19 protein-coding genes are annotated in these 24,888 nt (G+C 45.1%); 16 read left to right on the top strand and 3 right to left on the bottom strand.

Annotation, left to right across the window (positions count from 1 at the left end):
- Positions 1–11: 11 nt before the first annotated feature.
- From BW716_RS02005 to BW716_RS01965, 9 genes are all read left to right on the top strand, one after another.
- Positions 12–3,458 carry a SusC/RagA family TonB-linked outer membrane protein gene (locus tag BW716_RS02005; RefSeq protein WP_083720433.1) on the top strand — a complete coding sequence of 1,149 codons (3,447 nt, stop codon included), beginning with the start codon at positions 12–14 and terminating at the stop codon, positions 3,456–3,458.
- A gap of 24 nt (positions 3,459–3,482) precedes the next feature.
- Positions 3,483–5,003: a SusD/RagB family nutrient-binding outer membrane lipoprotein gene (locus BW716_RS02000; protein WP_083720432.1), complete on the top strand. Its 1,521-nt coding sequence runs from the start codon at positions 3,483–3,485 to the stop codon at positions 5,001–5,003.
- A 20-nt stretch (positions 5,004–5,023) separates the two neighbouring features.
- The gene (locus BW716_RS01995) at positions 5,024–5,485 is read left to right on the top strand and encodes a RidA family protein (RefSeq protein WP_083720431.1); all 462 of its coding nucleotides are present in this window, start codon (positions 5,024–5,026) and stop codon (positions 5,483–5,485) included.
- A gap of 77 nt (positions 5,486–5,562) precedes the next feature.
- A complete protein-coding gene (locus BW716_RS01990) occupies positions 5,563–6,801 on the top strand; it encodes an aminotransferase class V-fold PLP-dependent enzyme (RefSeq protein ID WP_083720430.1) in 1,239 nt (412 codons plus the stop codon).
- Positions 6,802–6,890: 89 nt separating this feature from the next.
- Positions 6,891–8,126 carry an amidohydrolase/deacetylase family metallohydrolase gene (locus BW716_RS01985; protein WP_083720429.1) on the top strand — a complete coding sequence of 412 codons (1,236 nt, stop codon included), beginning with the start codon at positions 6,891–6,893 and terminating at the stop codon, positions 8,124–8,126.
- A gap of 3 nt (positions 8,127–8,129) precedes the next feature.
- Positions 8,130–9,044, top strand: coding sequence for an RraA family protein (locus BW716_RS01980; protein ID WP_083720428.1), 915 nt, complete (start codon positions 8,130–8,132; stop codon positions 9,042–9,044).
- Between the two features lie 16 nt (positions 9,045–9,060).
- Complete coding sequence (locus BW716_RS01975; protein ID WP_083720427.1) at positions 9,061–10,056, top strand: bile acid:sodium symporter family protein; 996 nt, start codon at positions 9,061–9,063, stop codon at positions 10,054–10,056.
- A gap of 272 nt (positions 10,057–10,328) precedes the next feature.
- Positions 10,329–11,366, top strand: coding sequence for a sugar phosphate isomerase/epimerase (locus BW716_RS01970; RefSeq protein ID WP_083720426.1), 1,038 nt, complete (start codon positions 10,329–10,331; stop codon positions 11,364–11,366).
- Between the two features lie 161 nt (positions 11,367–11,527).
- Positions 11,528–12,025: a hypothetical protein gene (locus BW716_RS01965; RefSeq protein WP_083720425.1), complete on the top strand. Its 498-nt coding sequence runs from the start codon at positions 11,528–11,530 to the stop codon at positions 12,023–12,025.
- Between the two features lies 1 nt (position 12,026).
- On the opposite strand, the gene BW716_RS01960 is transcribed toward BW716_RS01965, so the two are convergent.
- Positions 12,027–13,304, bottom strand: coding sequence for a DUF4010 domain-containing protein (locus BW716_RS01960; RefSeq protein ID WP_083720424.1), 1,278 nt, complete (start codon positions 13,302–13,304; stop codon positions 12,027–12,029).
- Positions 13,305–13,331: 27 nt separating this feature from the next.
- Positions 13,332–14,111 (bottom strand): FecR family protein, encoded by a 780-nt coding sequence (locus BW716_RS01955; RefSeq protein ID WP_143708690.1) that lies wholly within the window; start codon positions 14,109–14,111, stop codon positions 13,332–13,334.
- A 201-nt stretch (positions 14,112–14,312) separates the two neighbouring features.
- On the opposite strand from BW716_RS01955, the gene BW716_RS01950 reads away from it, so the two are divergent.
- From BW716_RS01950 to BW716_RS01935, 4 genes are all read left to right on the top strand, one after another.
- Complete coding sequence (locus BW716_RS01950; RefSeq protein ID WP_083720422.1) at positions 14,313–15,491, top strand: proline dehydrogenase family protein; 1,179 nt, start codon at positions 14,313–14,315, stop codon at positions 15,489–15,491.
- An 11-nt stretch (positions 15,492–15,502) separates the two neighbouring features.
- Positions 15,503–15,757 (top strand): hypothetical protein, encoded by a 255-nt coding sequence (locus tag BW716_RS01945; protein ID WP_083720421.1) that lies wholly within the window; start codon positions 15,503–15,505, stop codon positions 15,755–15,757.
- A gap of 295 nt (positions 15,758–16,052) precedes the next feature.
- The gene (locus tag BW716_RS01940; RefSeq protein WP_083720420.1) at positions 16,053–16,847 is read left to right on the top strand and encodes a thymidylate synthase; all 795 of its coding nucleotides are present in this window, start codon (positions 16,053–16,055) and stop codon (positions 16,845–16,847) included.
- A 29-nt stretch (positions 16,848–16,876) separates the two neighbouring features.
- On the top strand, positions 16,877–17,368 hold the full coding sequence (locus BW716_RS01935) for a dihydrofolate reductase (protein ID WP_083720419.1): 492 nt from the start codon (positions 16,877–16,879) through the stop codon (positions 17,366–17,368).
- 95 nt (positions 17,369–17,463) lie between these two features.
- Here BW716_RS01935 and dnaG read toward each other — a convergent pair whose 3' ends face one another.
- Complete coding sequence (dnaG, locus tag BW716_RS01930; RefSeq protein ID WP_083720418.1) at positions 17,464–19,443, bottom strand: DNA primase; 1,980 nt, start codon at positions 19,441–19,443, stop codon at positions 17,464–17,466.
- Positions 19,444–19,710: 267 nt separating this feature from the next.
- Between dnaG and BW716_RS01925 the strand changes: the two genes are divergently transcribed.
- The 3 genes from BW716_RS01925 to BW716_RS01915 all read left to right on the top strand — a co-directional run bounded on the left by BW716_RS01925 (position 19,711) and on the right by BW716_RS01915 (position 24,876).
- Positions 19,711–20,304, top strand: a complete 594-nt coding sequence (locus BW716_RS01925) for an RNA polymerase sigma factor (protein ID WP_083720417.1) — start codon at positions 19,711–19,713, stop codon at positions 20,302–20,304.
- Between the two features lie 34 nt (positions 20,305–20,338).
- Positions 20,339–21,301, top strand: a complete 963-nt coding sequence (locus tag BW716_RS01920; protein ID WP_083720416.1) for a FecR family protein — start codon at positions 20,339–20,341, stop codon at positions 21,299–21,301.
- A gap of 161 nt (positions 21,302–21,462) precedes the next feature.
- Positions 21,463–24,876, top strand: a complete 3,414-nt coding sequence (locus BW716_RS01915) for a TonB-dependent receptor (protein WP_083720415.1) — start codon at positions 21,463–21,465, stop codon at positions 24,874–24,876.
- Positions 24,877–24,888: the final 12 nt, after the last annotated feature.

Below are 24,888 nucleotides of genomic sequence, written 5' to 3'. Positions count from 1 at the left end.
AAAAAAAACTAATGAACATTTTAAACCAAAATCTAATTTTGGGGCTGCTTTCCTGTGCCCTGCTACCAGGTATTGCTGCACCTGTCAGCGCACAGACGCCCGCGATGTATGCTTCCATGAGGCAGACAGACAATATCCCATACCACAAGGCAGGAACAATGTCACTGAAGGATGCACTGATAAGGCTGAAAAAGCTGCAAAATATCCGTTTCGCATACAGAGAAGGACTGCTGGATGGTAAAATGGTGCCCGCTGATGTCGTAGACAAAGCAGAAACAATGGAGGCAGAAGCTGCCTTAAAACTGTTACTGTCTGATTTCGCGCTTGCCTATAGCCGTGTCAACAAAACACAGTATTCTATTTATACAAGGGACGTAAATACGACTATTCTCAACTACAACGCACTTTTTGCTGATAAACTGAAAGGGAAAATTACCGGCCCCGATGGTGCGCCGGTACCAGGTGCTACCATCTCTGTAAAAGGTAATTCCGCTCTCGTAACTGTTGCCAACGATAAAGGAGATTTCGAACTTAATTTAAAAGATGCTACACTTCCTGTAGTATTGGTAGTGTCATCCATTGGTTTTGATAAACAGGAGATCACTGTCAACAGCGCTGCTGACCTGGTAAGTGTAACACTCGCTGAATCCAACAAAGCACTCTCCGAAGTAGTAGTGACTGCATTGGGTATCAAAAAAGATAAAAAAGCACTGGCATATGCAGTGACCGAAGTAAAGGGTAGTGACTTCACACAGGCCCGCGAGGTGAACGTTGCCAATGCACTTACCGGTAAAATTGCAGGTGTGAACGCTACTAGCCTGGCCAGTGGCCCCGGCGGTTCCAGCCGTGTGATCATTCGTGGTAACACCTCATTGAATGGGGATAACCAACCACTCTATGTTGTAAACGGTATGCCAATCGATAACACTACACCAGGCGGAAGCCCTACTACCGGTGGTGGTGGTCAGAACGTAGACCGTGGTGATGGTATTGGTGGTATCAACCCTGATGATATCGAAACTATTAGCGTATTGAAGGGTGGTACTGCTGCTGCACTCTATGGCTCCCGCGCAGCAAATGGTGTAATTCTCATCACTACCAAAAAAGGACGTGCCCGAAAGGGGGTTGGGGTAGATTACAATTCTACCTTCACCGCAGAAACACCTGTTGTATTTACTGACTGGCAATATGAATATGGCCAGGGTGATGGTGGTGTAAAACCTTCTTCACAGTCACAGGCAGTAACCTGGGGCCGTCGCAGCTGGGGGGCTAAGATGGATGGTCAGAATTATATCGCATTCGATGGTAAAGAACATCCATACTCTCCACAAAAGAACAATATCAAGAATTTCTACCGTACAGGTTCTACCTATACAAACACCGTGGCTTTTAACGGTGGTAATGAAGCACTGAACTTCCGCTTCTCGCTCTCCAATACCAACAGCAAAAGCATCGTTCCCAATTCAAAGTTCGACAAGAAAATTGCGAACCTGAACCTGAACGCTGTCCTGGGTAAAAAGATCAGCATCGAAGCAATAGCGCAATATAATGTTGAGAATGCCACAAACCGCTCCAGTTCCGGGGATGCTACCGGCAACCCCAACTGGGGCGTGTATATGATCGCGAATACTGTGGACATCCGCTCCCTGGATCCCGGTTATGATGCAAATGGTCGTGAAATACAATGGAATGAAACTGCGTACGCTTCCAACCCTTATTTCGTAGTGAACCGCTTCAAAAACAATGATACCAAAAACCGTTTCATTGGTCAGGCAAGTGTGAAATACGACATCCTCAAGAACCTGTATGTAAAAGGAAATATCAGCCGCGATTTCTTTAACTATGACTATGTAGGTATCATTCCAACCGGTACAGTATATACTACAGGTGCTGCAGGTGAATACAGCGGCATAAGAAATGCAGTATCAGAAACCAACTCTATGCTGACGGCGAACTACAATACCAAACTCGCCGGTACAATCGGGCTGAACGTACTTGCAGGTGGAAATTCACGCAGATACAAATCAAATCAAACAGCTATTACAGGTACACAGTTCATTATTCCATTCTTCTACAGCTATACCAACCTGAGTACAGTCACAACTACGCCCACAAGAAATAATGTAGCGACTAACTCTATTTTCGGTGCGGTAGACCTGGATTATAAATCTGTCCTGTTCCTGAACTTCAGCGGCCGTGAAGACTGGTTTTCTACATTAAGTCCTCAGAATAATCACATCTTTTATCCTGCTGTAGGTAGCAGCTTCATTCTTTCTGATGCGGTACAGCTGCCTAAAGCTATCAGCTTTGCTAAAGTACGCGCCTCATGGGCGCAGGTGGGTGGTGCAACGCCTGATCCATACATCCTGAACCAGAGTTATAGTATGGTACAGGGTGGACATGAAGGCCAACCTGTACAAACAATCACACAGTCAAACGGTGCAAACCTGGTCACCAATTCGAACCTGAAACCACTCACGTCTACTACTTACGAAGTAGGTGTTGAAGCACAGCTCCTGAATAACCGTATAGGTTTTGATATCACTTACTACAACAAGCATACGACGAACGACATCGTAACTACGGCCATCTCTACCACTTCCGGCTATAATAATGCACTGCTGAATGTGGGTAAATTATCCAACAAGGGTATTGAAGTACTGTTAACCGGTACACCTGTAAAATCTAAAAACTTCACCTGGAATGTGAGCTACAATGTGGCTTATAACCAGAGCAAAGTAGAACAACTGGCAGCAGGTCTCACTACCTTGCAGATGGCTACCAGCGTGGGTAGCTGGGCATTTATACACAATTCCGTAGGTAGCCCCTATGGTGTGATCAAAGGGTATTCCGCAGCGAAAAATGAGAAAGGTGAAACTATTTACAATAGCGCTACCGGCTACGAGCAAAAGAGTGCGTTGAAAAATTTAGGTAATGGTGTACCTCCGTTGACGATGGGTTTCAGCAATACCTTCAATTATAAACGCCTGTCACTGGATGTACTGGTAGACGGTAAATTCGGCAACAAGGTATTCTCTGTAATGAATGTATACGCTACCCGTTTTGGTCTGCACAAAAAGACATTGAAAGGCCGTGAAAACGGATTGGAACTGAGTGGCGTTGATCAGAATGGCAATGCTTATACCAACACCATCCCGGTATCTAATCTGCGTCTTTACTACGACAATACCAAGAATTATACAGATCAGTTCATATACGACGGTAGCTTCGTAAAACTGCGCCAGGTAGTACTGAGCTACCAGATACCTGTGCAAAAGCTGAAGATCGTACAGAGCGCTTCCCTGTCTTTCGTAGCACGTAACCTGCTCATCCTGTACAAGAATACGGACAACTTTGATCCGGAATCCAGCTACACGAACAGTAATGCCCAGGGCTTTGAAGCGTTTGGTATACCACGCACCAGAAGTTTTGGTCTGAACCTGATGGCTAAATTCTAATTGTTCATGTTACACACTCGAATTATGAAAATGCGATTTAACTTTCTTATATATACAGCAATAGCAGCTACATTACTGATTCAGTCATGTGACAAAGGCTTTGAAGAAATGAATGTGAATCCGGATGCCTCTAGCAGCGCAGTACCGGAATATATGTTCAGCAAAGCTCTGCTGGACGCGCTGAACAACAGCTGGTTTGCCACAGATGCACTGGCATGCGGTGGATCTATGCAGCAATTTGCTACATACAAAGACGTACCGGGTATAGGAGACAAATATTATTTTCAACAAGGTACCTATCCCTACGATTACTTTACGACTGGATTTCCCGGAGCTGTAAATGAAATAGCGACCGTTATCAATGCACTGGACTCATCAGAAGTCAATGAATTGTCCATCTCTCGCATCTGGCGCGTATTCATTATGCACCGCATAACAGATCTCTATGGCGACATTCCTTATTCTGAAGCTGCACAGGGATATACGACTAACAACTTTACACCTAGTTACGATGCACAAAAGGACATCTATGCCGATATGCTGAATGAACTGGATGAAGCTGCTCAGGCGCTCGATGCCTCCAAAACAACTTTTGGTGCAGGTGATTATATCTATGAAGGAGATGTAACCAAGTGGAAAAAATTTGCTTACTCCCTGATGCTGCGCTTGGGTATGCGCATGTCAAAAATCGATGCAACATCTGCACAGACCTGGGTACAGAAGGCAATTGCAGGTGGTGTTATTACGGATGATGCAGATATTGCTACCATGAAATACACAGATGGTACATCGCTGAACAGGAATCCAAGAGCGGCAGCCCTGCTTTCCAACGACTACGCGGTGGCAGATGGTACGAGCAATACAGAAGGTGGTAAACTGGCCCGGACATTTATCAATTTGCTGAAAGATAATAATGATCCGCGCCTGAATGTAATCGCCATCGTATGGAAGGATGGAAAGGCAGATACCAGCACCGCATTGCAATTCGGTATGCCCAATGGCTTGCTGCTGAAACCAGATAGCTTCGTGTATTATTCAGAACCAAATCCTTCAACAATCTTACAATATACTGCACCTATCATTGTGATGAGTGCTGCAGAAGTAAATCTTTACCTGGCAGAAGCGGCTGTAAGAGGCTGGTATTCCGGTGATGCAGCGACTACTTTCTCTGCCGCCATTGGTGCTTCTATGCGCAACTGGGCAGAATTTGGCACTGCAGGGGTGATTGCTGAAAGTAAAATCACAGCTTACCAGGCAGCACATACTCTTACTGGTACCACAGCTCAACAGCTGGAAATGATCGGCAATGAATACTATGTATCCATGTTCCTCGATGAACAGGAGATTCATGCCAACTGGCGCCGTTTGGGATATCCTGCACTCACGCCAGTGAATATCTCCGGCAATATTACTGGTGGTACCATTCCCCGCCGTCTCCTGTATCCACCTTCAGAAGAAAGCGTGAACGCAGCAAGCCTGCAGGAAGCGATAGACAGACAAGGCGCAAACCTGATGACAACCCGCATATGGTGGGATAAAGAATAATCCTCTCAACTTTTGAAATCATGCAAAACCAAAGAAGATCCGTATTGAAAAAAATGTTTGCCGCCGCAGCTGGCATGACCGGCATCAGTGCCGTAGCAAAGGCTGCCGGGGCGACACTGCCTGCCACAACAGAAAATGGAAATGTAGTTTATGACCAGGAAGTGCCTTTATTTTCCAGCTTCAAAGTGCATGGCAACACCGTATACGTTGCAGGTATCGGCGCCCACTTTGATGGAGACATCAAGGCACATACAGATCATGTGCTGAAAGAAATGGAAGCACAGTTGAAAAAGGCAGGTTCTTCGATGGACAAGGTATTGAAGGTAAGCGTATTCCTACATGACCTGAACGATTACAAGGCCATGAATGAGGTGTATAGAGGCCGTTTTGGCGCTAACCCTCCGGTACGCACTACCGTAGCTGTATATGGAGGAGTGCCGGGAGACTCTCTTGTAGAAATGGACTGCATTGCATCTCTATAAAAATAGTTCCCCCTTCTCTACGGGATCGCTTATTGAAGCGATCCCCCTTTCTTCCTCACGTTTTTATTTTACTACTCATGAACCGCAGAGACTTATTGAAAAACATGTCTGTGATCCCTGTATTCGGGGCTTTCGCAGGCAGTGCTAATATATTGCCATTAACTGACGCCGCAGCACCTGCTGTCGCAAAAGATTATTTCAAAGATTTAGGTATCCGCACTTTTATCAATGCGGCCGGCACGTATACCGCTATGACAGGATCGCTCATGCGTCCTGAAGTGATGAATGCCATCAACTATGCTTCGAAAGATTTCGTATTGCTCGATGAGCTACAGGATAAAGTAGGTGCCCGCATTGCAGAGCTGCTGAAATGTGAATATGCTACCGTCACTTCTGGTTGTGCATCTGCCATGACCCTGGGAGCTGCGGGTGTGCTCACTGGCATGGATGAAAAGAAAGTAGCACAGCTGCCACACCTGGAAGGCACTGGTATGAAGACAGAAGTGATCATCCAGCGCAAGCATGATATCGCTTATGCACATGCCTTGAAAAATACAGGGTTGAAGATCGTTTATGTAGATACCAAAGAAGAACTGATCAGCGCTATCACCGACAAGACTGCGCTGATGTATTTCCTGAATGCGAACAACTTTGATGGACCGGTACAGGTAGAAGAGTTCCTGAAAATAGCACAGGCGCACAACATCCCTACCATGATAGATTGTGCGGCAGACGTGCCTCCTGTGGAAAACCTGTGGAAGTATACAAACATGGGGTATGACCTGGTTTGTTTCTCAGGTGGTAAAGGTATTCGTGGCCCACAAAGTGCCGGTTTGCTGCTGGGCAGAAAGAAATACATTCAGGCAGCGCGCCTCAGTGCTCCTCCAAGAGGGAATACCATTGGCCGTGGTCTGAAAGTAAACAAAGAAGAAATACTCGGTATGCTGATAGCGCTGGAAACTTATCTGGCTACCGATCATGACAAAGAATGGAAAATGTGGGAAGCACAGATTAAGTTGATTGGCGATGCAGCAACTTCTGTAGGTGGTGTAACTACTACCGTGAAAGTACCGGCTATCGCCAATCACGTGCCTACCCTGCATGTAAGCTGGGATGCCAAAAAGATTCCTGCTACCGCAGCAGAATTAAAAGAGAAACTAAGAAGCGGTTCTCCATCCATAGAAATAGCTGATGGGGAAACCCAGCATGCCGTAGCCATTACTACCTGGATGCTGGTACCCGGACAGGAAAAAATAGTAGCCGCAGCGCTGAAAAAAGCGCTCACAGAGAAAGCTTTGTCGGAAACGCATGGTTGATAAATTGGAGTGTGTTTAGTCACCCACAGGGAGCCTTGAGGCTCCCTGTTAATTTTTACCCCACAGGTCTTAACATTAAAGTAACAGAAATGAGGTTTTTAATATTTCTCATGCTGGCTGGGAGTGCTTTGCATGCACAACAATACAGCCTCCTCATAAAAAACGGGCACGTCATTGACCCGCGCAATCATATTGATGCAGTCATGGATATTGCACTCAGAGAAGATACCATTGCCAGGGTAGCACCACACATCGATGCTACGAAAGCCGCCACCGTCATTGATGCAAAAGGATTGTACGTGACGCCGGGCCTTATTGATATTCATACACATAATTTCATTGGCACCACGCCTAACAGGTATTTAAATAACAGTTACAGTGCCGTAGCACCAGATGGTTTTACATTCCGTTGTGGTGTAACGACAGTAGTAGATGCCGGTAGCTCCGGATGGCGCAGCTTTGAAACGTTTTTGGATCAGACCATCCGTCATTCGCAAACGAGGGTATTGGCCTTTCTTAATATTGTAGGTGGTGGTATGCGGGGTGGTCCTTATGAACAGGATACGAATGATATGGATGCAAAGATGACGGCACTGACCATTCGCCAGTATAAGAAATACTTAGTAGGGATCAAGGTGGCACACTTTGAAGGTGCGGAATGGACACCCGTGGATAGAGCGGTACAGGCAGGAGAGATGACGGGAACACCGGTAATGATTGACTTTGGGGGTAGTAATCCGCCTTTGCCACTCAATGAATTGTTTGAAAAGCACCTGCGCCCCGGCGATATCTTTACCCATGTATATGCCAATGTAAAAGGACGTATGCCTATCGTAGATGAAAATGGAAAAGTGCCTGATTACATCTGGGCAGCACGTAAAAAAGGTATCCTCTTCGATGTGGGACATGGTGGCACCAGCTTTTCCTACAAGATCGCGATGCCTGCTATGAAAGCAGGTTTCCTACCCAATACGATCAGCACGGATATTCACACAGGCAGTATGAATGCTGCCATGAAAGACCTGCTGAATGTGATGTCGAAAACCATGGCAATGGGTATGAGTTTTAATGCGCTGATCAAAGCAACGACGGATGATGCTGCAAAAGCCATTCGTCACGAAGAACTGGGTGCACTTTCAGAAAATACCGTGGCAGACATTGCTATTTTAAGATTAGAGAAAGGGCAGTTTGGCTATGCAGATCCTATGGGTGTAAAACTGGAAGGGAAAGAAAGGATCGCCTGCGAAGTCACCATTCGTGCGGGTAAGGTCGTGTATGACCTGAATGGCCTGGCGGATAGTATCTCAGTACAAACCGAAAATTAAAATATGAAACTGTTTTTTTTGATTCCACTCTGTCTGCTGATGAATCGTGTAGCAGCGCAGACAATATCCAAAGAGGAACTGATATTTTTAACGGCCGACTGGAAAGGAGAACGCTTTCCGGACGGCCGTCCCCGTATTCCTGATGCTGTGATTGCACAGGCAAAAGAAGTAGGGCTGGATGATGTATGGACAATATTGGAAGGAGAAGGATACCATTGCCAGTTTGAAGGTGGATTTAAAATGATCCATCCGGATAGCGTGATTGCAGGTAGAGCACTGACAGCCATGTTTATTCCAGCCAGACCGGATATAGAAGCACATCTGAAAGAACGCGGACAACAAAAAGGCTGGAAAGGCAATAGTAATTCATGGCCCATACAGCAATTGACGAAAGGTGATGTATATGTGGCTGATGGATTTGGTAAAATTGCAGATGGTACACTGATCGGTTCTACATTAGGGAATGCCATCTATGCCCGCTCCGGCAATGGTGTAGTCTTCAATGCATCGGCGCGTGATCTGGAAGGGCTGGAAGACATTCCGGGTTTTAATGCGCTGGTGAGAGACTGGGATCCATCCTTCTTGAAAAACGTAATGTTGTCTGGTATGAATGTACCCATTCGTATAGGAAAGGCAGTCGTACTGCCGGGTGACTTAGTATTAACCTCCAAAGAAGGCGTTATTTTCGTGCCCGCTCATCTCGCAGAAAAAGTAATTGGTATCGCTGCCTTTATACAGGTTAAAGATGCATTTAGTTTTGAGATGCTGAAGACTGGAAAATATACGCCCGGAGAACTGGACAACAACTGGACAGACGCTATCAGACTGGCTTTTCTGGAATGGCAGCATAAGCAGGCGGGTAAGGCACCTATGACCAGACAGGAGCTGGACAAAATGTTAGAAAAACGAACCTGGTAAAAATAAATATCCACTTATGAATCATCTCGGCCCTTATATTATTGGTTTTTGGGTACTTTTAGCAATATTATTTTCCAGAAAACCACAGACCCGCGGCTACGTGTATACGTTAATGATCTTTGCCGCTGTGACAACTTCGCTATACTATCCGCAATATTTTACCCGGATTGGGGATTACGACCTTGCAAAACTAATCACACCTTTATTACAGATCATCATGTTCGGCATGGGAACAGCCATGAGTCTCCGTGATTTTTATGGTGTGATCAAAATGCCTATGGGTGTGCTGACAGGTGTACTTTGTCATTTCACGATCATGCCTTTTATTGGCTGGGGGCTGGCGCATCTCTTTAAGTTTCCCCCGGAGATCGCTGCCGGCGTGGTATTGATAGGCACCGTGCCTTGTGGCATGGCGTCGAACGTTATCTCTTATCTGGCAAAAGCGAACCTCGCATTGTCAGTAACGCTCACGGCTATTTCCACGATGCTGGCACCTTTCGTGACACCATTGCTCATGCGCTGGCTGGCAGGCAGTTATATCGATATCAGTGTCACTCATATGATGTGGGACATTTTTAAAATGGTGATCCTGCCGGTGGCAGCGGGTCTGGTCTTCAATCATTTTTTGAGTGGCAGGGCGAAATGGCTGGACAATGTGATGCCTAAGATCTCCATGGCTGCCATTGGATTTATCATTGTGATCATTACTGCCCATGGGCGGGATAGCTTGCTGGATGTAGGTTTATTATTGATTCTCAGTTCCCTGATACACAATTTATCAGGTTATGGACTGGGATACTGGTTGTGTAAGCTGATCCGGATGAAGGAGCAGGATTGCCGTACCATAGCAATAGAAGTAGGAATGCAAAATGGAGGGCTGGCATCTGCGATAGCGAAAAGTATGGGTAAGATAGCGACGGTAGGGTTGGCGCCGGCCGTGTTCGGCCCGTTGATGAATGTAACGGGGTCTTTGCTGGCCAGCTGGTGGCATAGGCATCCCCCTGAAGAATAACGTGGAGGCCGTACTACCGTAAGTAGTACGGCGCTAGTTTTATCATATAAGCCACCTTTCGGTGTCACGTGGTGGAATCTATAATAAAGACAAACGGGAATGAGAGGCAAAAGATAATAACTTAAAGCGAAAAAAGTATGCCTTTCGGCGAAATTTTTACAAATAATCTTTGGTCATCTTTCTTTTGTCCTGTTAATTTGATAAATTGTTAGTGAATAAGCAGGTCTCAAAAACGGGCCCGGAATCCACTTTCATCAATCAAAACCACGTATATGAACTCTCACTCTCATCGTCGGGATTTCCTTCGTCAACTGGCATTGTACACAATGGGCGCCGGCATGGTTCCAACTATTCTGGCCGCCTGTAATAATGGGCAATCAACAAAAGAATCAGATACAAAGGATTCCACAGCCGCCACCAAAGCGGAAGCGCTGGGTACAGCCAGGTCTTTGTTCTTCAAAATTTCCCTGGCAGAATGGTCCTTCCACAAGGCATTATTTGCGAACCAGATGAGCCACCTTGACTTCCCGGTGAAAGCCAAAAAAGATTTCGGCATTGAGGCAGTAGAATATGTAAACCAGTTCTTTAAGGACAAAGCAAAAGATAAAGGCTACCTGGCTGATCTGAAAAAACGCTGTAGTGACAATGGTGTAAGGAGTGTATTGATCATGTGTGATGGCGAAGGAGAAATGGGCGATCAGGATGCAAAGAAGAGGCACCAGGCGGTGGAGAATCATTATAAATGGGTGGAAGCCGCAGAATACCTGGGGTGTCACGCCATCCGCGTCAACGCTGCCGGCGAAGGTAAGCCGGAGGATGTAGCCAAAGCAGTGATAGAATCCCTCTCTAAATTATCGGAATTCGCAAGTACCCATAATATCAACGTAATTGTAGAAAACCATGGCGGCATCTCATCTAATGGTAAATGGCTGTCTGGTGTTATGAAAACAATCAACCGCCCTAACTGCGGCACCCTCCCTGATTTTGGCAACTTCTGCCTGAACAGAACAAAACCCGAAGCCAATACGCCTGAAGCATGGGCAAAAACAAAATGCCTGGAAGAATATGACCGCTACGAAGGGGTCACAGAGCTCATGCCCTTTGCGAAGGGCGCCAGTGCCAAAACCTATGATTTCGATGCAAATGGTAACTGTGTAGAAACAGACTATCATAAAATGCTGAAGATCGTGAAAGAGGCCGGTTATACAGGTCATATCGGTATAGAATACGAGGGCAACCAATTGTCCGAAGATGAAGGGGTGAGAAAAACATTAGCACTCCTTAAGAAAGTGGGAGAGGAACTTAGCTAAGTTCCTCCTCTCTTATGTTACCATTTATCAAGCATCTTTTAACTTGATAATTTTATAATATCTTAGTAGTCAGTTTTTAAATACTTCTTTCGTCCGCCATTTAGTAGTTCGTCCCCAAAAACATTGTCAGCAACATTAAGTTTGTAGTACAACCTTCCTCAATGGATAAATTAATTATGTTCGGCGCACTGGCAAGTATATTAATGATCCTTGCCTTTTATATTGATAAGCTGATATCCTTTTTTGAGAACGTAGACGAAAATGAGTTGTTGGATGTGGGTTATGGTACCTGTTCCAGAGGAGGATTTCCAGTTTCTTCGGCTAGTCGGGAGGCTCCTGTACTATTGACCGGTATCCACAGTGTGGTGGATAACCAGTATGTATACATCTATCCTAATCCACAGGATCGCTTCCTGGCGGGGTACTTTGTACAGGTAGTAGGGACCCGGATCCTGTACAAAATAGGTAATTACGGAGAAGAGGCGATCATCATCGGCATACCTGAAAAACTACAGGGGAAAGGATTTACCCTACAATATGCGGCTTATGATACCCAGGACCGTGTGAGCAATAAAATCACGGTGGTGGTTGATTTCGCACCTTCGCTGGTAAATGATCTCGCTGATATCTTCCAGCAGGATTGGATGCAGGAAAACTAACCTATAATTTCAAAAGCATTTCTGAGAGCTGGAAAATCCTGTCCAGTATCACTAATATAATACCTACACCCAGCACAACCATCAACTCAATCGTAAGCTTTCTCACTACTCCTTTATCCTGAATATTTTTCCAGACAAGTGGCAGATTCACCACTGCACTTGCCAGTGAGGATAGTATCGCTACGTTCCCTGCCAGCGCCGGACTGATTCTGTTGTGCATGGCCATGGTAGCAGCTGCGGCCGTCGTACTGGCGCTACTTACCAATCCCCCAAATACACCGGTAGCCAGTAAACCATAAGAGCCAAATACCCTTGTCAGCAAGGTGCCGCCTACCTGGATCAGGATGAACAATAAGCCGAACCATAATACCTTAGGCAATGAAATAGGGGAGGCGAGTTTTAGCGTACCGGTATCCTCCGTAATTTTGGTTTCATGGATTTTATCTCTCCATATAAAAAGAGCGGCCACAATGGACATGGCCAGCAATGGAATCAGGGTAGACGATAAAGAAGCCGGTGAAAATAAGGTGGCAATCACCAGGTTACGGGCAAACATGGCAATGGTGGTCAGCATGCAGAGTGTCGTCATTTTCGACGTAAGACCTGATGTTTGCACCCGCGAGCTCATTTCAGCCACGGTGGCGCTACTGTTCACCAATCCTCCGAATACAGCACCCAGGTACAATCCACCCGTACTGAAGATCCGCAGAAATACATAGTTCACAAAGCCAATACCCGCAATGGCAATGATGCTGATCCAGGCATCACTGGGATTAAAAAGTTCCCAGCGATCAATATATTTATCAGGCAGGATAGGATAAATGACAAAGCCGATCAATCCCAGCAAAATGGCGCTTCTGATTTCTGATGGCAGCAATCCTCCGGCAAATTTATTCAGTTCTGATTTCCAGGCCAGCAGCATCGTCATTACAATCGCACCGGCCACAGGTGTGAATATATGGCCTAATCCCACGAGGATCCCTAATACACAATTGACGATAAGGGCGGCAGAAGTCGTGATTTCTACCTGTCTTTCCGCCAGCAGACTCCGTGCATTAATAGCAATGACCAGCAGAAATACACCAATCATGGAGATAATGATAAACTGCTCGCTGATCACGGCACTTAGCATACCCAGTAAGGCTACTATAGAGAATGTACGGATACCCGCCTCTTTTTGAGACCATTTTCTTTCCATGCCCACCAGCATGCCTATGCCAGTGGAAACTGCCATTTTCAAAGCGATGGGCGCCGCATCCAAGTGCATGAATTCATCCATGGGTTAAAAACAGTTTTTAATGAATAATTACTTTACCTTCAATTTCACCCTGTCTCCTTTGAAATGATAGGAAAAAGACATTGATTTTTGCATTGACTGTAATACCTTTTCCAGTGATTGATTAGGGAAACTTCCATCTACAACAGGCAGTCCCGACACATCACCATCTACATAAATTTCCGTACCATACCATTCTTCCAGTGTATGCATTGCATTCATAAACGGTACTTTGGAAAAGGCCAACTCACCTTTTAACCAATGATCCAGTTCTGCAGGCTGGTAAGTCTCTTTTTCCATCAGGTCTATTTCTTTATTCGCCAGCACCATATTGCCTATACCTAACGTTTCTGCCTGGTTATCAGTAGTTGAATGGTAGGATTTGGCTACCTGTATTGTACCGCTACCCAGGTAGGCGGTTGCACCCTGTTGTGCCTCAAAGCAGCGAATTCTGAAACTGACAGGAGCGGTATTGGTGATAGTGAGAATATTGGTAACCAGCTTAATAGCATGTTTAGTGCTGATCCAGGCTTCTCCATCCAGTAATAAAACATGTGTTTGTGCATAGTTGTCAGGTACCAGCAGGGTCGAATTCCCATTCAGCAATATCTCAGTGCTATCTGGCAATGTAAGGGTGGTACGGGTACCCATGATCCCCTCATGAGCGGTATAATTGACCTGCGCCTCCCTGAACGATGCCAGGGCAGGCTTCTTTCCCTGTTTGAAATACCACATACCGATGGCGGCCCCACATAAGATAAGAACGATAATGATATACAGCCACTTGCTGGACTTTGAATTTAAAGGCACTGGGAATATTGATTTTGATGAAGGTATAAAAATAAAGAAAAAATTATAGGCCGTATCCCCATTGGGATCAAATAAAAAATGATCCTTTATTATCAATTTATTTAATTAAAACTTCACTTGTTTTGATATTATCTAAACCTGACCAAAAGCAGGGGACCCCTACCGTTGTGGATGTTGGGCGGCACCTTAACTTTGCGCCCCATGGAAAAGCAGCAACCTTTGTCATTCGAGAATACCGCCATCGCCTTTGAATCCAGAACGGATAGAGCATTGAAAAAAGCTGACTTTCTGTTTAGTAACATAGGCAAACCCTGGCTGGTAAAGCTGGGAGCAGCCCTTACGCCATTAGCCTTTAAGATGCATTTACCCGTAAAGGGAATCATCAAAACCACCATCTTCGATCAGTTCTGCGGAGGTGAAAACCTGGAAGAAGCTGCCCGTACTGCTGAATCTCTGGATAAATACCACGTAGGCGTGGCACTTGACTATGGCGTAGAAGCCATGGAAGGGGAAGAGAACTATGACCATGCGGTACCGGAATTTATCCGGGCTATCGAATATGCCGGCGACAAATCCAGCATTCCATTCATCGCCATCAAGGTAACCGGCTTTGCCCGTATCTCTTTGCTGGAAAAAATGCATGCCGGCGAAACGCTCTCCAACGAGGAAAAAGCCGAGTTTGACAGGGTGACAAAACGAATCCAGACTATTGCTGCGACTGCTGCTAAATACAACAAAGGACTACTCATTGATGCGGAAGAAAGCTGGATACAGCAACCGGTAGATGACATGGCCGATATGCTGATGGCACAGTTCAACAAAGAAAAAGTAATCATTTACAATACTTTCCAGCTGTATCGTCACGATCGCCTGGAGTTTTTAAAAGCCTCCTTCCACAAGGCACAACAACAGGGGTACCTGTTTGGTGCAAAACTGGTAAGAGGCGCCTATATGGAAAAAGAGCGCAAACGTGCGCAGGATATGGGATATCCTTCACCCATACAACCGAACAAAGCAGCTACCGATATGGATTACAACGCCGCGGTAGACTTCTGCATGCAACACCTGGATAAACTCGCCGTTTTCATTGGCACACACAATGAAGATAGCAGTATGCTGGGAGCCCGGCTGCTGGAACAACAAGATCTACCTCACCAACACCCACATGTCAGCTTTTCCCAATTGTACGGAATGAGCGACAACATTACCTTCAACCTGGCACATGCCGGTTATCGGGTGTCTAAGTACCTGCCTTATGGTCCTGTAAAGGATGTGATGCCCTATCTCATTCGCCGTGCACAGGAAAATACTTCCATCTCCGGACAAATGGGCCGCGAGTTGGGGTTACTGCGCAAGGAAATGAAGAGAAGGGGATTGTAACATTTTCATAAATGGGTCGTTTCTGTAGAAATCCCATTTATGAAACCTATAATGACGACCATGTTGTTGTTACTGACTGTAACAGCACTAGCCCTCTCATGCAGGAAAAACAACCGGCAGACACCCTGGCGATGATGAAATACTATACAAAAGGGAAAACTGATACCGCCATTGTAGATATAGCTGTATTTGATAGCGTTGTCGTGGTAAACGGGTTATGCACAGAACAATGTAGCTGGAAGTATAACAGAACATATAATAAATAGATCCCCAATAAACGCCCAAATTATGTAATCACCCCTATTTTGCCTTCGGTATATCTTCGGTACACCTATAGTGCTATAAGTGTGCTATAAGTACACTATAAGGGCACCAAAAGGGCACCTCATTATCCCTGGGATATTGAGGTGCCCTTTTGATGCTCTTTTAATAACGAAGCTATACTATAGCTGTATCGAAGCTATGGTATTACTTAATCGTCTGGCCGTAAGGCATTTTGTATCGAAAAACGATTGGAGCTACCTCCACGGGAAGCGATTCTTTTTTTCTTATTTTTGCCGAATGGAACAATACCTCAACTTACTCCAACATATCCTGGACCACGGTTCCGTAAAAACCGACCGTACTGGTACAGGAACCGTCAGCTGCTTTGGAGCTCAGTTACGTTTTAATCTCCAGGAAGGCTTTCCGTTGGTTACCACCAAAAAGCTGCACCTGAAATCCATTATCTACGAACTGCTCTGGTTCTTAAAGGGCGATACCAATATTAAATACCTGAAAGACAATGGCGTAAGGATCTGGGATGAATGGGCCAATGAAAACGGTGACCTCGGACCTGTTTATGGTAAACAATGGCGTAGCTGGGAAACAAAAGATGGTAAAGTCATCGACCAGATCAGCGACGCGATCAACACCATCAAAAAGAACCCTGACTCCCGTCGTATTATTGTAACAGCATGGAATCCGGCAGACCTGCCAGAGATGGCACTCAGCCCTTGCCACTGCCTGTTCCAGTTTTATGTAGCAGATGGCCGCCTCAGCTGCCAGCTCTACCAGCGTAGTGCAGATGTGTTCCTGGGTGTTCCTTTCAACATCGCTTCCTATGCGCTCCTCACCATGATGATCGCACAGGTATGTGACCTGGAACCAGGTGATTTTGTACATACTTTTGGCGACGTACACCTGTACAGCAATCATATAGAACAGGCAAAGCTGCAGCTGAGCCGTACTCCTTATCCACTGCCACAAATGAAGATCAATCCTGACAAAAAGGATATCTTCTCCTTTGAGTTTGAAGATTTCGAGCTGGAAAACTACCAGTTCCATCCTCATATCAAAGCGCCGGTAGCAGTATAAGTCATTATTCCTCCCATTAAATTATCTACATGCTCTCTATTATCGTTGCTGCTTCAGAAAATAATGTAATCGGTATTCATAATCATTTGCCATGGCACCTGCCTGTGGATATGAAATATTTCAAAGACACGACAATGGGAAAACCAATTGTCATGGGGCGTAAATCATTTGAAGAATTAGGAAGGGTATTGCCAGGCAGACCGAATATCATGATCACCCGTCAGCAGGATTATAACAGCCCTGGTTTGATTGTGGTGCCTTCACTGGAAGCGGGTATTGAAAAGGCGAAGACCTTTGGTACAGAAGAGATTTTCATAACAGGAGGAGGGGAGATCTTCAAAATGGCTTTGCCAATTGTAGATAGATTGTACCTGACAAGGGTGCATGCGGAGGTAGATGGGGATACTTATTTCCCTGCATTTGATCCGACAGGGTGGAAACTGGTGAAGAATGAAAGGCATGAGAAGGATGAGAGACATGCACATGCGCTGACCTTCCAGGTGTGGGAACGCGAAAAATAGAACTAACTTTTGGCTGGCCGCAGGCCAATTCCAAAAAGAGCGCTTGTACCGAAGGTATAAGCGCTCTTTTGATTATCAGAATGTCACTTTTTAAATTACCTGAATATCACCGTCCCCAATCCATTCGTCAACTCATTCTCTAACTGCTTCAGGTGTTGATGCATTTTCATACAATTGATCTGCGCCTCAAAATCCGTAGCCCGCTCCAGCTCCTGCTGGTTCTCCATGATCATCTTCCGTATCTTTCGTAGCATAAGATAATTCGTAGTAGAGATCGTATCCTTGAGGTAAGCATTATCTCCATACACAGTTTCAATCTCAAATTCTTCTTTCCATTTCGGACTCAGCTCTGCCTCTTTATCTTCCATGATCTGTACTACCATAGCCGTTACATCGTGATCGGCATGATACAGGAACCATTTCTTATCCGGCAGGTTATCCTCATCATACATCTGTTTATACTCTCTCAGAATGCGTTTTACAATCTCATTATCTGCCAGTGATTCAAAATCATAAGGCAGGTGGAAAATATAGTCTGCAACACTATTCTTATCTTCTTCACTAAATGGCTTATCTCCAAAACGGAGCAGTATTTTCACCAGTTCTCTTTCCTGTCTTTCATCAGGGTTAAAGAAGTTATCCGACACCACACCACCATTCTCCATGGCTTCCATGGCAGCAATAGCTTCCGGCGAGAGATCATCGTCGGATGGAGGGGTATTTTTCTCCTGGTCTCTGGCAAATTGCTGTTCCTTTTTCTGGAATTTTTCTCTGATGAATTTATTCACCAGGTTGATCAGACCTTGTTCATCAATCTTCAGTACCTGGCTACACTGGCGGATATAATCCTGTTGTTTTGTAAAGTCTTCGGTCTTATCGATCTTGGCGATGGTCTCCGCAATTTCATTTACCAGCTGGGATTTCTTGGTCGTATCAGTACCTGCATCCTGCATGGAAATTTGCAGTTTAAACAGGATGAAGTCCTGCTTATTGTCTGCAATAAATTGCCGGAAGGCGTCTGCGCCTATTTTCTGTACATAACTATCCGGATCTTCCTTATCAGGTATCAATACCAGTTTCACATTCAACCCTTCCTCAATCGCCATATCCAAACCACGCAATGCCGCTTTTACACCGGCATTGTCACCATCGAAAAGGATAGTGAGGTTGTTAGTATATTTCTTAATAAGGCGCAGCTGGTGTTGTGTGAGGGAGGTACCACTGGAAGCCACCACGTTTTCAATCCCTGCCTGATGCAGGGAAATGACGTCGGTATAACCTTCCACCAGCAAACATTCATTCAGTTTGTCGATAGAATGTCGGGCAAAGTAAGTACCATACAACACCCGGTTTTTGACATAGATCTCATTCTCCGGGGAGTTGACGTATTTAGGGGCACGGTCGTTCTTTACGAGGATACGCGCACCAAAACCTAATACTTTACCACTCTGGTTATGGATGGGGAAGATCACCCTGCCACGGTAGTTATCGCCGGGTTGTTCATTCCTGACGGTGACCAGACCTGTTTTTTGCAGGTATTCCAGGTTATAACCTTTGGCTATGGCGGCCTTGGTAAAAGCATCCCATACATTGAGGCTGTATCCAAGCTGGAATTTGCGGATGGTTTCCTGCGTGAAACCTCTTTCCTCAAAGTAGCTGAGACCTACATTCTGACCTTCGTCGGTATTAAAAAGTGTATTAGAAAAGTATTCTCTGGCGAAGTTGTTAATAATAAACAGACTGTCAGCCAGTTGCTGCTGTTGCTTGACTTCTGCGCTGACTTCCGTCTCTTCTACGGTAACGTCGTAGCGTTGAGCCAGCCATCGGAGGGCTTCCACATAAGAGTATTTTTCATGCTCCATGAGGAATTTGATGGCATTTCCGCTGACGCCGCAACCAAAGCATTTGTAGATTTCCTTGCTGGGTGTGACGGTAAAAGACGGGCTTTTTTCATTGTGAAAAGGACAGAGGCCAAGGTAGTTGGCACCTCTCTTTTTCAACTTCACGAAATTGCCGACGATCTCTACAATGTCAATGCGGGCGAGAATCTGTTGTATGGTTGCTTGCGATATCACACCGCAAATTAGGCATTTTTGGCCGGGTGCGATACTATATTGTATATTTGACTCATATACCGTTAATAATCTCTATATATAAATGAGAAGAATTTTATTATTGTTTGTCATGCTTTGCATTAAAATTAAAGGAAATTCTCCACCCAAAAATGGATTAATGCCTTTATAATCAACCCCAAACCCCTCTATCTGATAAAAAAATACCTGTAATGGGTAATTTTACATTTAATAAAGTTCCATAACCAGCCTAATTTTATCTATCTCGGAATGGAATCAAAAATCAACAACGATCAAATTCTGGCCACGCGTCTGAAGAACGGCGACCACTCCGCATTTGAGGACTTGTATGCTACTTATCACCAGTTACTGTACAGTGTAGCATTCAAATACCTGAAAAGCGCAGCTGCTGCTGAAGATGCTGTGCACGAAACGTTCGTCAGACTGTGGACTCACAGAGACGCACTCGATCCGTTGCAGGGGGTACGCAACTACCTGTTCAAAACCCTCAAATTCTATATTCTGAACCTCATCAGGAACAACAAGCGTATGCTTGTCAAAAACTATGAGATCACCTACAACGCAGGCGAAATTCACCAGGAAACCGAATCTGCCGTCATATTCAACGATTATAAAAAAGCGGTAGATACTGCCATTAACAGCCTGTCTGCCCAAAAGAAGCATATCTTTAAAATGAGATCCGAACAGGGACTCACCAACGAAGAAGTCGCCCAGCGCTTAGGACTGAGTATCAATACAGTAAAGTTCCAGTATTCACAGGCCAGCAAGGCACTGAAGTCAGTTTTAAAACTTCTTTTTCTCCTCTCTGTAATCGTTTACAAACTTTTTTTTTCCTGGACATAATACTTTCTTAAACTTCAGGTGTAGTACTATATATATGAAGCCGCTTATCGACCAGCATCTTTTACAAAAGTTCAGACAGGATCAATGTACACCAGAAGAATATAAAATTGTTCTGGATTGGTTCTCTACGGATGAAGGTAAAAAGTACCTGGAAGAATCGATCATGCAGGACCTGGAAGAAGGAAAAGGAAGTGATGTCACCGCATCGCCGGCACTGTACGAAACGGTGATGAATACCATCGCCTACAAGCCACGCCGCCGCATCTACACTATGCTAAAAGTAGCTGCTGTCACCGCAGGGTTGATAGTGATGACCTATGCTGGAGTATCCTTTTATCAACATCAACAGCTTAAAGTAATTCATACAGCTTATGGAGAACTACGTACCGTCGTATTACCAGATCAATCAGTGATCACCCTGAATGCCAATAGTACATTACGCTATTATGATAATTGGGATCAATCGAAAAACAGGGAAGTCTGGATAGAAGGAGAAGCCTGGTTCTCCGTTCAGAAATCTCCCGTTCCACGGCCTTTTTTGGTCAATACTGCCAGCCGGATGCAGGTAGAAGTATTAGGTACCACCTTTAATCTCATCGACAGACATGGTCGTATGCAGGTAGTGCTTAGTTCAGGCAAAGTCCGCCTGCATAGCAGTAAAGAACCAGAAAAAGCAATCGTTATGCAGCCAGGTGACCTGGTAGAATTCAAACAGCAACAGAAGATTGTACAAAGGAAGCAAACAGATACACTGACCTATACTTCCTGGACTAAGCGCAATCTTCATTTTGAAAATGCCACCTTCGCCCAGCTGGCACAGCAACTGGAAGATACCTATGGCGTAACTGTAGAGATAAGGGACTCCTCTTTGTTACATCAGCAGTTCACCGGCACTGTACCCGGTCAGCAAATGGATATGTTGCTGGAAGGTTTATCTGAACTATTTCATGTAAAGATCAAAAAGGAAAACAACAGAGTAATAATAGAAAAAAAGTAAGAAAAACAACCAATGCGTAAGAGATGTATGCTGGTGTACAACAGCATGCAACAGTAACAGCGCTTTTATTTCATTCATGCTTAAAGGTCGTAGCTCATTCGCTCAATAGCGGAGCAGGACTTCCTATGACTTTTAAGTACAGTAACACAAACCACACTCACATGAACAAGTTCGTTAGTGCCTTTATGGCGGCTATGGGCATGGTATGTTTAAATAACATGCCTGCCAGTGCCCAGGACCTGGCTATGCTGGGGAAATCCGGCACTGCTCCTTTCGAAAGAACGCAGACTAAATCGCTGAAAACAGTTCTTGACAAGCTGGAGCTCAAGTACAATGTACACTTCATGTACAAAAGCAAGCTGGCCAAATTGCAGTTGTCGAACGTAGAAGAAAGCACAGCTTCCCTCGAAGATGAGCTGAAAACTATTACCGTTCCTAACAAACTGCGTTATAAAAAACTCGGAGAAGGTTTCTATATCATCTTTGCACAGGATGATGAACCTGCTACGCCAACTACTTCCAATGGCGATTTAAACACAGTCGCTTCTTCATCCATTACTCCCGAAACCATCACTGCTACCTCGCTGAGAGCCATACCCGTTACAGGTGTGGTGACCGATGATAAAGGTCAACCCATTCCAGGTGTAACGGTACTGGTAAAAGGTACCACCATTGGTACTACTACAGATGCTACCGGTGCATGGAAACTGAATGTTCCTGATGCGACCGCTGTATTGGAATTCTCCTTTATCGGTTATGTAAAACAGGAAGTACCTGTAAATGGTACCACGACCTTCAATGTAAAACTGATGTCGGATGTAACAAGCATGTCCGAAGTCGTTGTAGTAGGTTATGGTACACAGAAAAAAGTAAACCTCACAGGTGCGGTAACCGCCATCGATGGAAAGGAGATCAGTGCCAAACCTGTGGGCCAGGTGTCTACAGCACTGCAAGGGGTTGCTCCGGGCGTAACCGTTACCACTGCTTCCGGTCAGCCTGGTGTTGACCAGGGTACGATCAGGATCCGTGGTGTCGGTACACTGAACAACACTGATCCGCTGGTGCTGGTAGATGGTATTCAGATGAGTATGAATGATGTCGACGCCAATGATATCGCTACCTATTCTGTACTGAAAGATGCTGCTGCCGCTGCTATCTATGGTGTGAGAGCTGCTAATGGTGTGATCCTCATCACCACTAAAAGAGGTACCACCGGCAAAGCGAAAGTGAGCTATTCCAATTATTTTGGCTGGCAGAATCCTGCCCGTCTTGCAAAATATGTAGGTGCAAAGGATTTTATGAAACTGGTGAATCAGACCGCCATCAACACGGGTGGCGCTGCGGTTTATTCTGATTCGCAGATCTCTGCCTACGACGACCCTAACCGTGATACCGATCTTTATCCCGACAACTACTGGCTTAAGAAAATCCTGACCGGTAGCGGGTTTCAACAGGAGCATAGCCTGGGTATAGCAGGGGGTTCTGAAAATGTGAAATACCATTTCTCTGCTAACTATTTCGATCAGAAAGGCCTGATCACCAACATGGACTTCAACAGAATTACCGTTCGCCTGAACACAGATATCAATGTGACGAAAAGACTAACATTCAGTGCAGATATCTCTGCACGTATGAATGACAGAAATGAACCACAGGGCGTATCTGGTTCCGCATGGTACCAGTTTGGCCAGGGTGCAGTGATCAACCCACTTACGGCGAACAAGTATAAAGATGGTACCTGGGCTATTGTAAGAGGTGGCCAGAACCCCATCCGCTTACAGCAGGAAGGTGGATTGTACAACTACAAGAGTAACCTCTTCTCCGGCAACTTCAAAGGCGTTTACGACCTTGCTAAAGGATTAAAACTGACAGGTACCGCAGCCGTGAACTACCAGTCTGATTACAACTCCCTCCGCGACAAAACGCTGAACTATTATACAGATCATCCTACTAATTCCACTATTCTGCAATTAGGCCAGAACGACCTGACCAAGGAAGCACAGGGCTACTGGTTCAAAAACTTCCAGGCATTGGCAGAATACACCAAACAAATCGGTAAACATTATTTCAAACTGTTAGGCGGTGCTTCACAACTGAATGAAACCACCGATTACCTGAACGGTTTCAGAAAGAATCTCGCAACTGGTACCTCCCAGCTCAATGGTGGTGAACAATCCGGCCAAAGCACAGAAGGTTATGCCATGGAATATAACCTGGTATCCTTCTTTGGCAGATTGAACTATAACTACGATGAGAAATACCTGTTCGAAGCAAACATTCGTCGTGATGGTTCTTCCCGCTTCCCGGACGGTCAGAAGTGGGGTACATTCCCTTCCTTCTCACTGGGTTGGAGAGTGTCACAGGAATCATTTATGCAGGATATAAGCTGGCTGAATGACCTGAAATTACGTGGTTCATGGGGTAAGTTAGGTAATGATAAGGTGGTTGTAAGTGATGATCCTACTTCTTACAACTATCCTTACCAGACTACTTATAGCTATGGTAGCTATCCTTTCGGTGGTGTGCTGAACCCAACTGCGGGTATCAGTATCTATCCAAACAGTGGTCTGACCTGGGAAACCAGCACCATGACAGATATCGGTCTGGATGCGACGATCCTGAAAAAACTGGATGTTACTTTCGACTGGTATAACAAAACGACTGATAACATTCTCATGACACTGCCTATCCCATCTTCTGTAGGTCTGAGCCCTTCTGCTATGAATGCAGCCAAAGTACAGAACATTGGTTGGGAACTGGGTATGAACTACCATAACTCAATCGGTGAAAAAGGATTTAAATACAACGTTGGTTTCAACATCTCTGATGTACACAACAAGATCCTGGATGTAAAAGGTTCTGACCAGATCAGTGCAAACACCAACTACATTTACACAGGCACTGTAACCGGTCAGCCAATCAATGCGCTGTATGGTTATAAATCAGAAGGTATCTTCCAGACAGCAGAACAGGTAGCTGGTCATGCCAAACAAACCGTTGGTACAACAGGCCCTGGTGACCTGATCTACAAAGACATCAATGGTGATGGTACCATCACTCAGTCGCTGGATAGAAAAGGTGGTGATATGGTGTATCTCGGTAACACCATGCCTCGCTTTACATACGGTTTCAACCTGGGTGCATCTTACAAGCACTTCGATTTCTCTGCATTCTTCCAGGGTGTAGGTAAAGTAGATATCATGACCATGCCCATAGAAAAAGCGCCTATCAGCAATGATGGTAACTTTAGAGAAGAACACCTGGATAGCTGGACTTCTACCAATACAGGTGCTGCTTTCCCAAGACTGCTCACGACTACACAGAACTACCAGGCTTCTTCCTACTGGGTAAAGAGTGGTGCGTATCTGCGTCTGAAAACAGTACAGCTGGGTTATTCTCTGCCATCCAATATTTTGGGTAAATCAGGATTTGACAGATGCCGTGTGTATGTAAGTGGTGCTAACCTGCTTACCTTCTCTTCACTGCCTAATGATATAGATCCGGAGTCTCCAAACGATAGCAGGTATTACCCACAGGTAAAGACCTTCACTTTCGGATTAAATGTGTCATTCTAAATTTAGTAAGCC

Origin of the sequence: [Flexibacter] sp. ATCC 35208 (genome assembly GCF_001975825.1) — a bacterium.
GTDB lineage: Bacteria > Bacteroidota > Bacteroidia > Chitinophagales > Chitinophagaceae > Chitinophaga.
This window is presented reverse-complemented; position numbering and strand designations above follow the sequence as displayed.

Coding starts and splice junctions, on each gene's coding strand:
- BW716_RS01995 (WP_083720431.1), top strand. CDS start 5,024: ATGCAAAACCAAAGAAGATCCGTATTGAAAAAAATGTTTGCCGCCGCA.
- BW716_RS01975 (WP_083720427.1), top strand. CDS start 9,061: ATGAATCATCTCGGCCCTTATATTATTGGTTTTTGGGTACTTTTAGCA.
- BW716_RS01925 (WP_083720417.1), top strand. CDS start 19,711: ATGGAATCAAAAATCAACAACGATCAAATTCTGGCCACGCGTCTGAAG.
- BW716_RS01970 (WP_083720426.1), top strand. CDS start 10,329: ATGAACTCTCACTCTCATCGTCGGGATTTCCTTCGTCAACTGGCATTG.
- BW716_RS01965 (WP_083720425.1), top strand. CDS start 11,528: ATGGATAAATTAATTATGTTCGGCGCACTGGCAAGTATATTAATGATC.
- BW716_RS01945 (WP_083720421.1), top strand. CDS start 15,503: ATGGGTCGTTTCTGTAGAAATCCCATTTATGAAACCTATAATGACGAC.
- BW716_RS02000 (WP_083720432.1), top strand. CDS start 3,483: ATGAAAATGCGATTTAACTTTCTTATATATACAGCAATAGCAGCTACA.
- BW716_RS01960 (WP_083720424.1), bottom strand. CDS start 13,304: ATGGATGAATTCATGCACTTGGATGCGGCGCCCATCGCTTTGAAAATG.
- BW716_RS01935 (WP_083720419.1), top strand. CDS start 16,877: ATGCTCTCTATTATCGTTGCTGCTTCAGAAAATAATGTAATCGGTATT.
- BW716_RS01950 (WP_083720422.1), top strand. CDS start 14,313: ATGGAAAAGCAGCAACCTTTGTCATTCGAGAATACCGCCATCGCCTTT.
- BW716_RS02005 (WP_083720433.1), top strand. CDS start 12: ATGAACATTTTAAACCAAAATCTAATTTTGGGGCTGCTTTCCTGTGCC.
- BW716_RS01920 (WP_083720416.1), top strand. CDS start 20,339: ATGAAGCCGCTTATCGACCAGCATCTTTTACAAAAGTTCAGACAGGAT.
- BW716_RS01990 (WP_083720430.1), top strand. CDS start 5,563: ATGAACCGCAGAGACTTATTGAAAAACATGTCTGTGATCCCTGTATTC.
- BW716_RS01980 (WP_083720428.1), top strand. CDS start 8,130: ATGAAACTGTTTTTTTTGATTCCACTCTGTCTGCTGATGAATCGTGTA.
- BW716_RS01985 (WP_083720429.1), top strand. CDS start 6,891: ATGAGGTTTTTAATATTTCTCATGCTGGCTGGGAGTGCTTTGCATGCA.
- BW716_RS01940 (WP_083720420.1), top strand. CDS start 16,053: ATGGAACAATACCTCAACTTACTCCAACATATCCTGGACCACGGTTCC.
- BW716_RS01915 (WP_083720415.1), top strand. CDS start 21,463: ATGAACAAGTTCGTTAGTGCCTTTATGGCGGCTATGGGCATGGTATGT.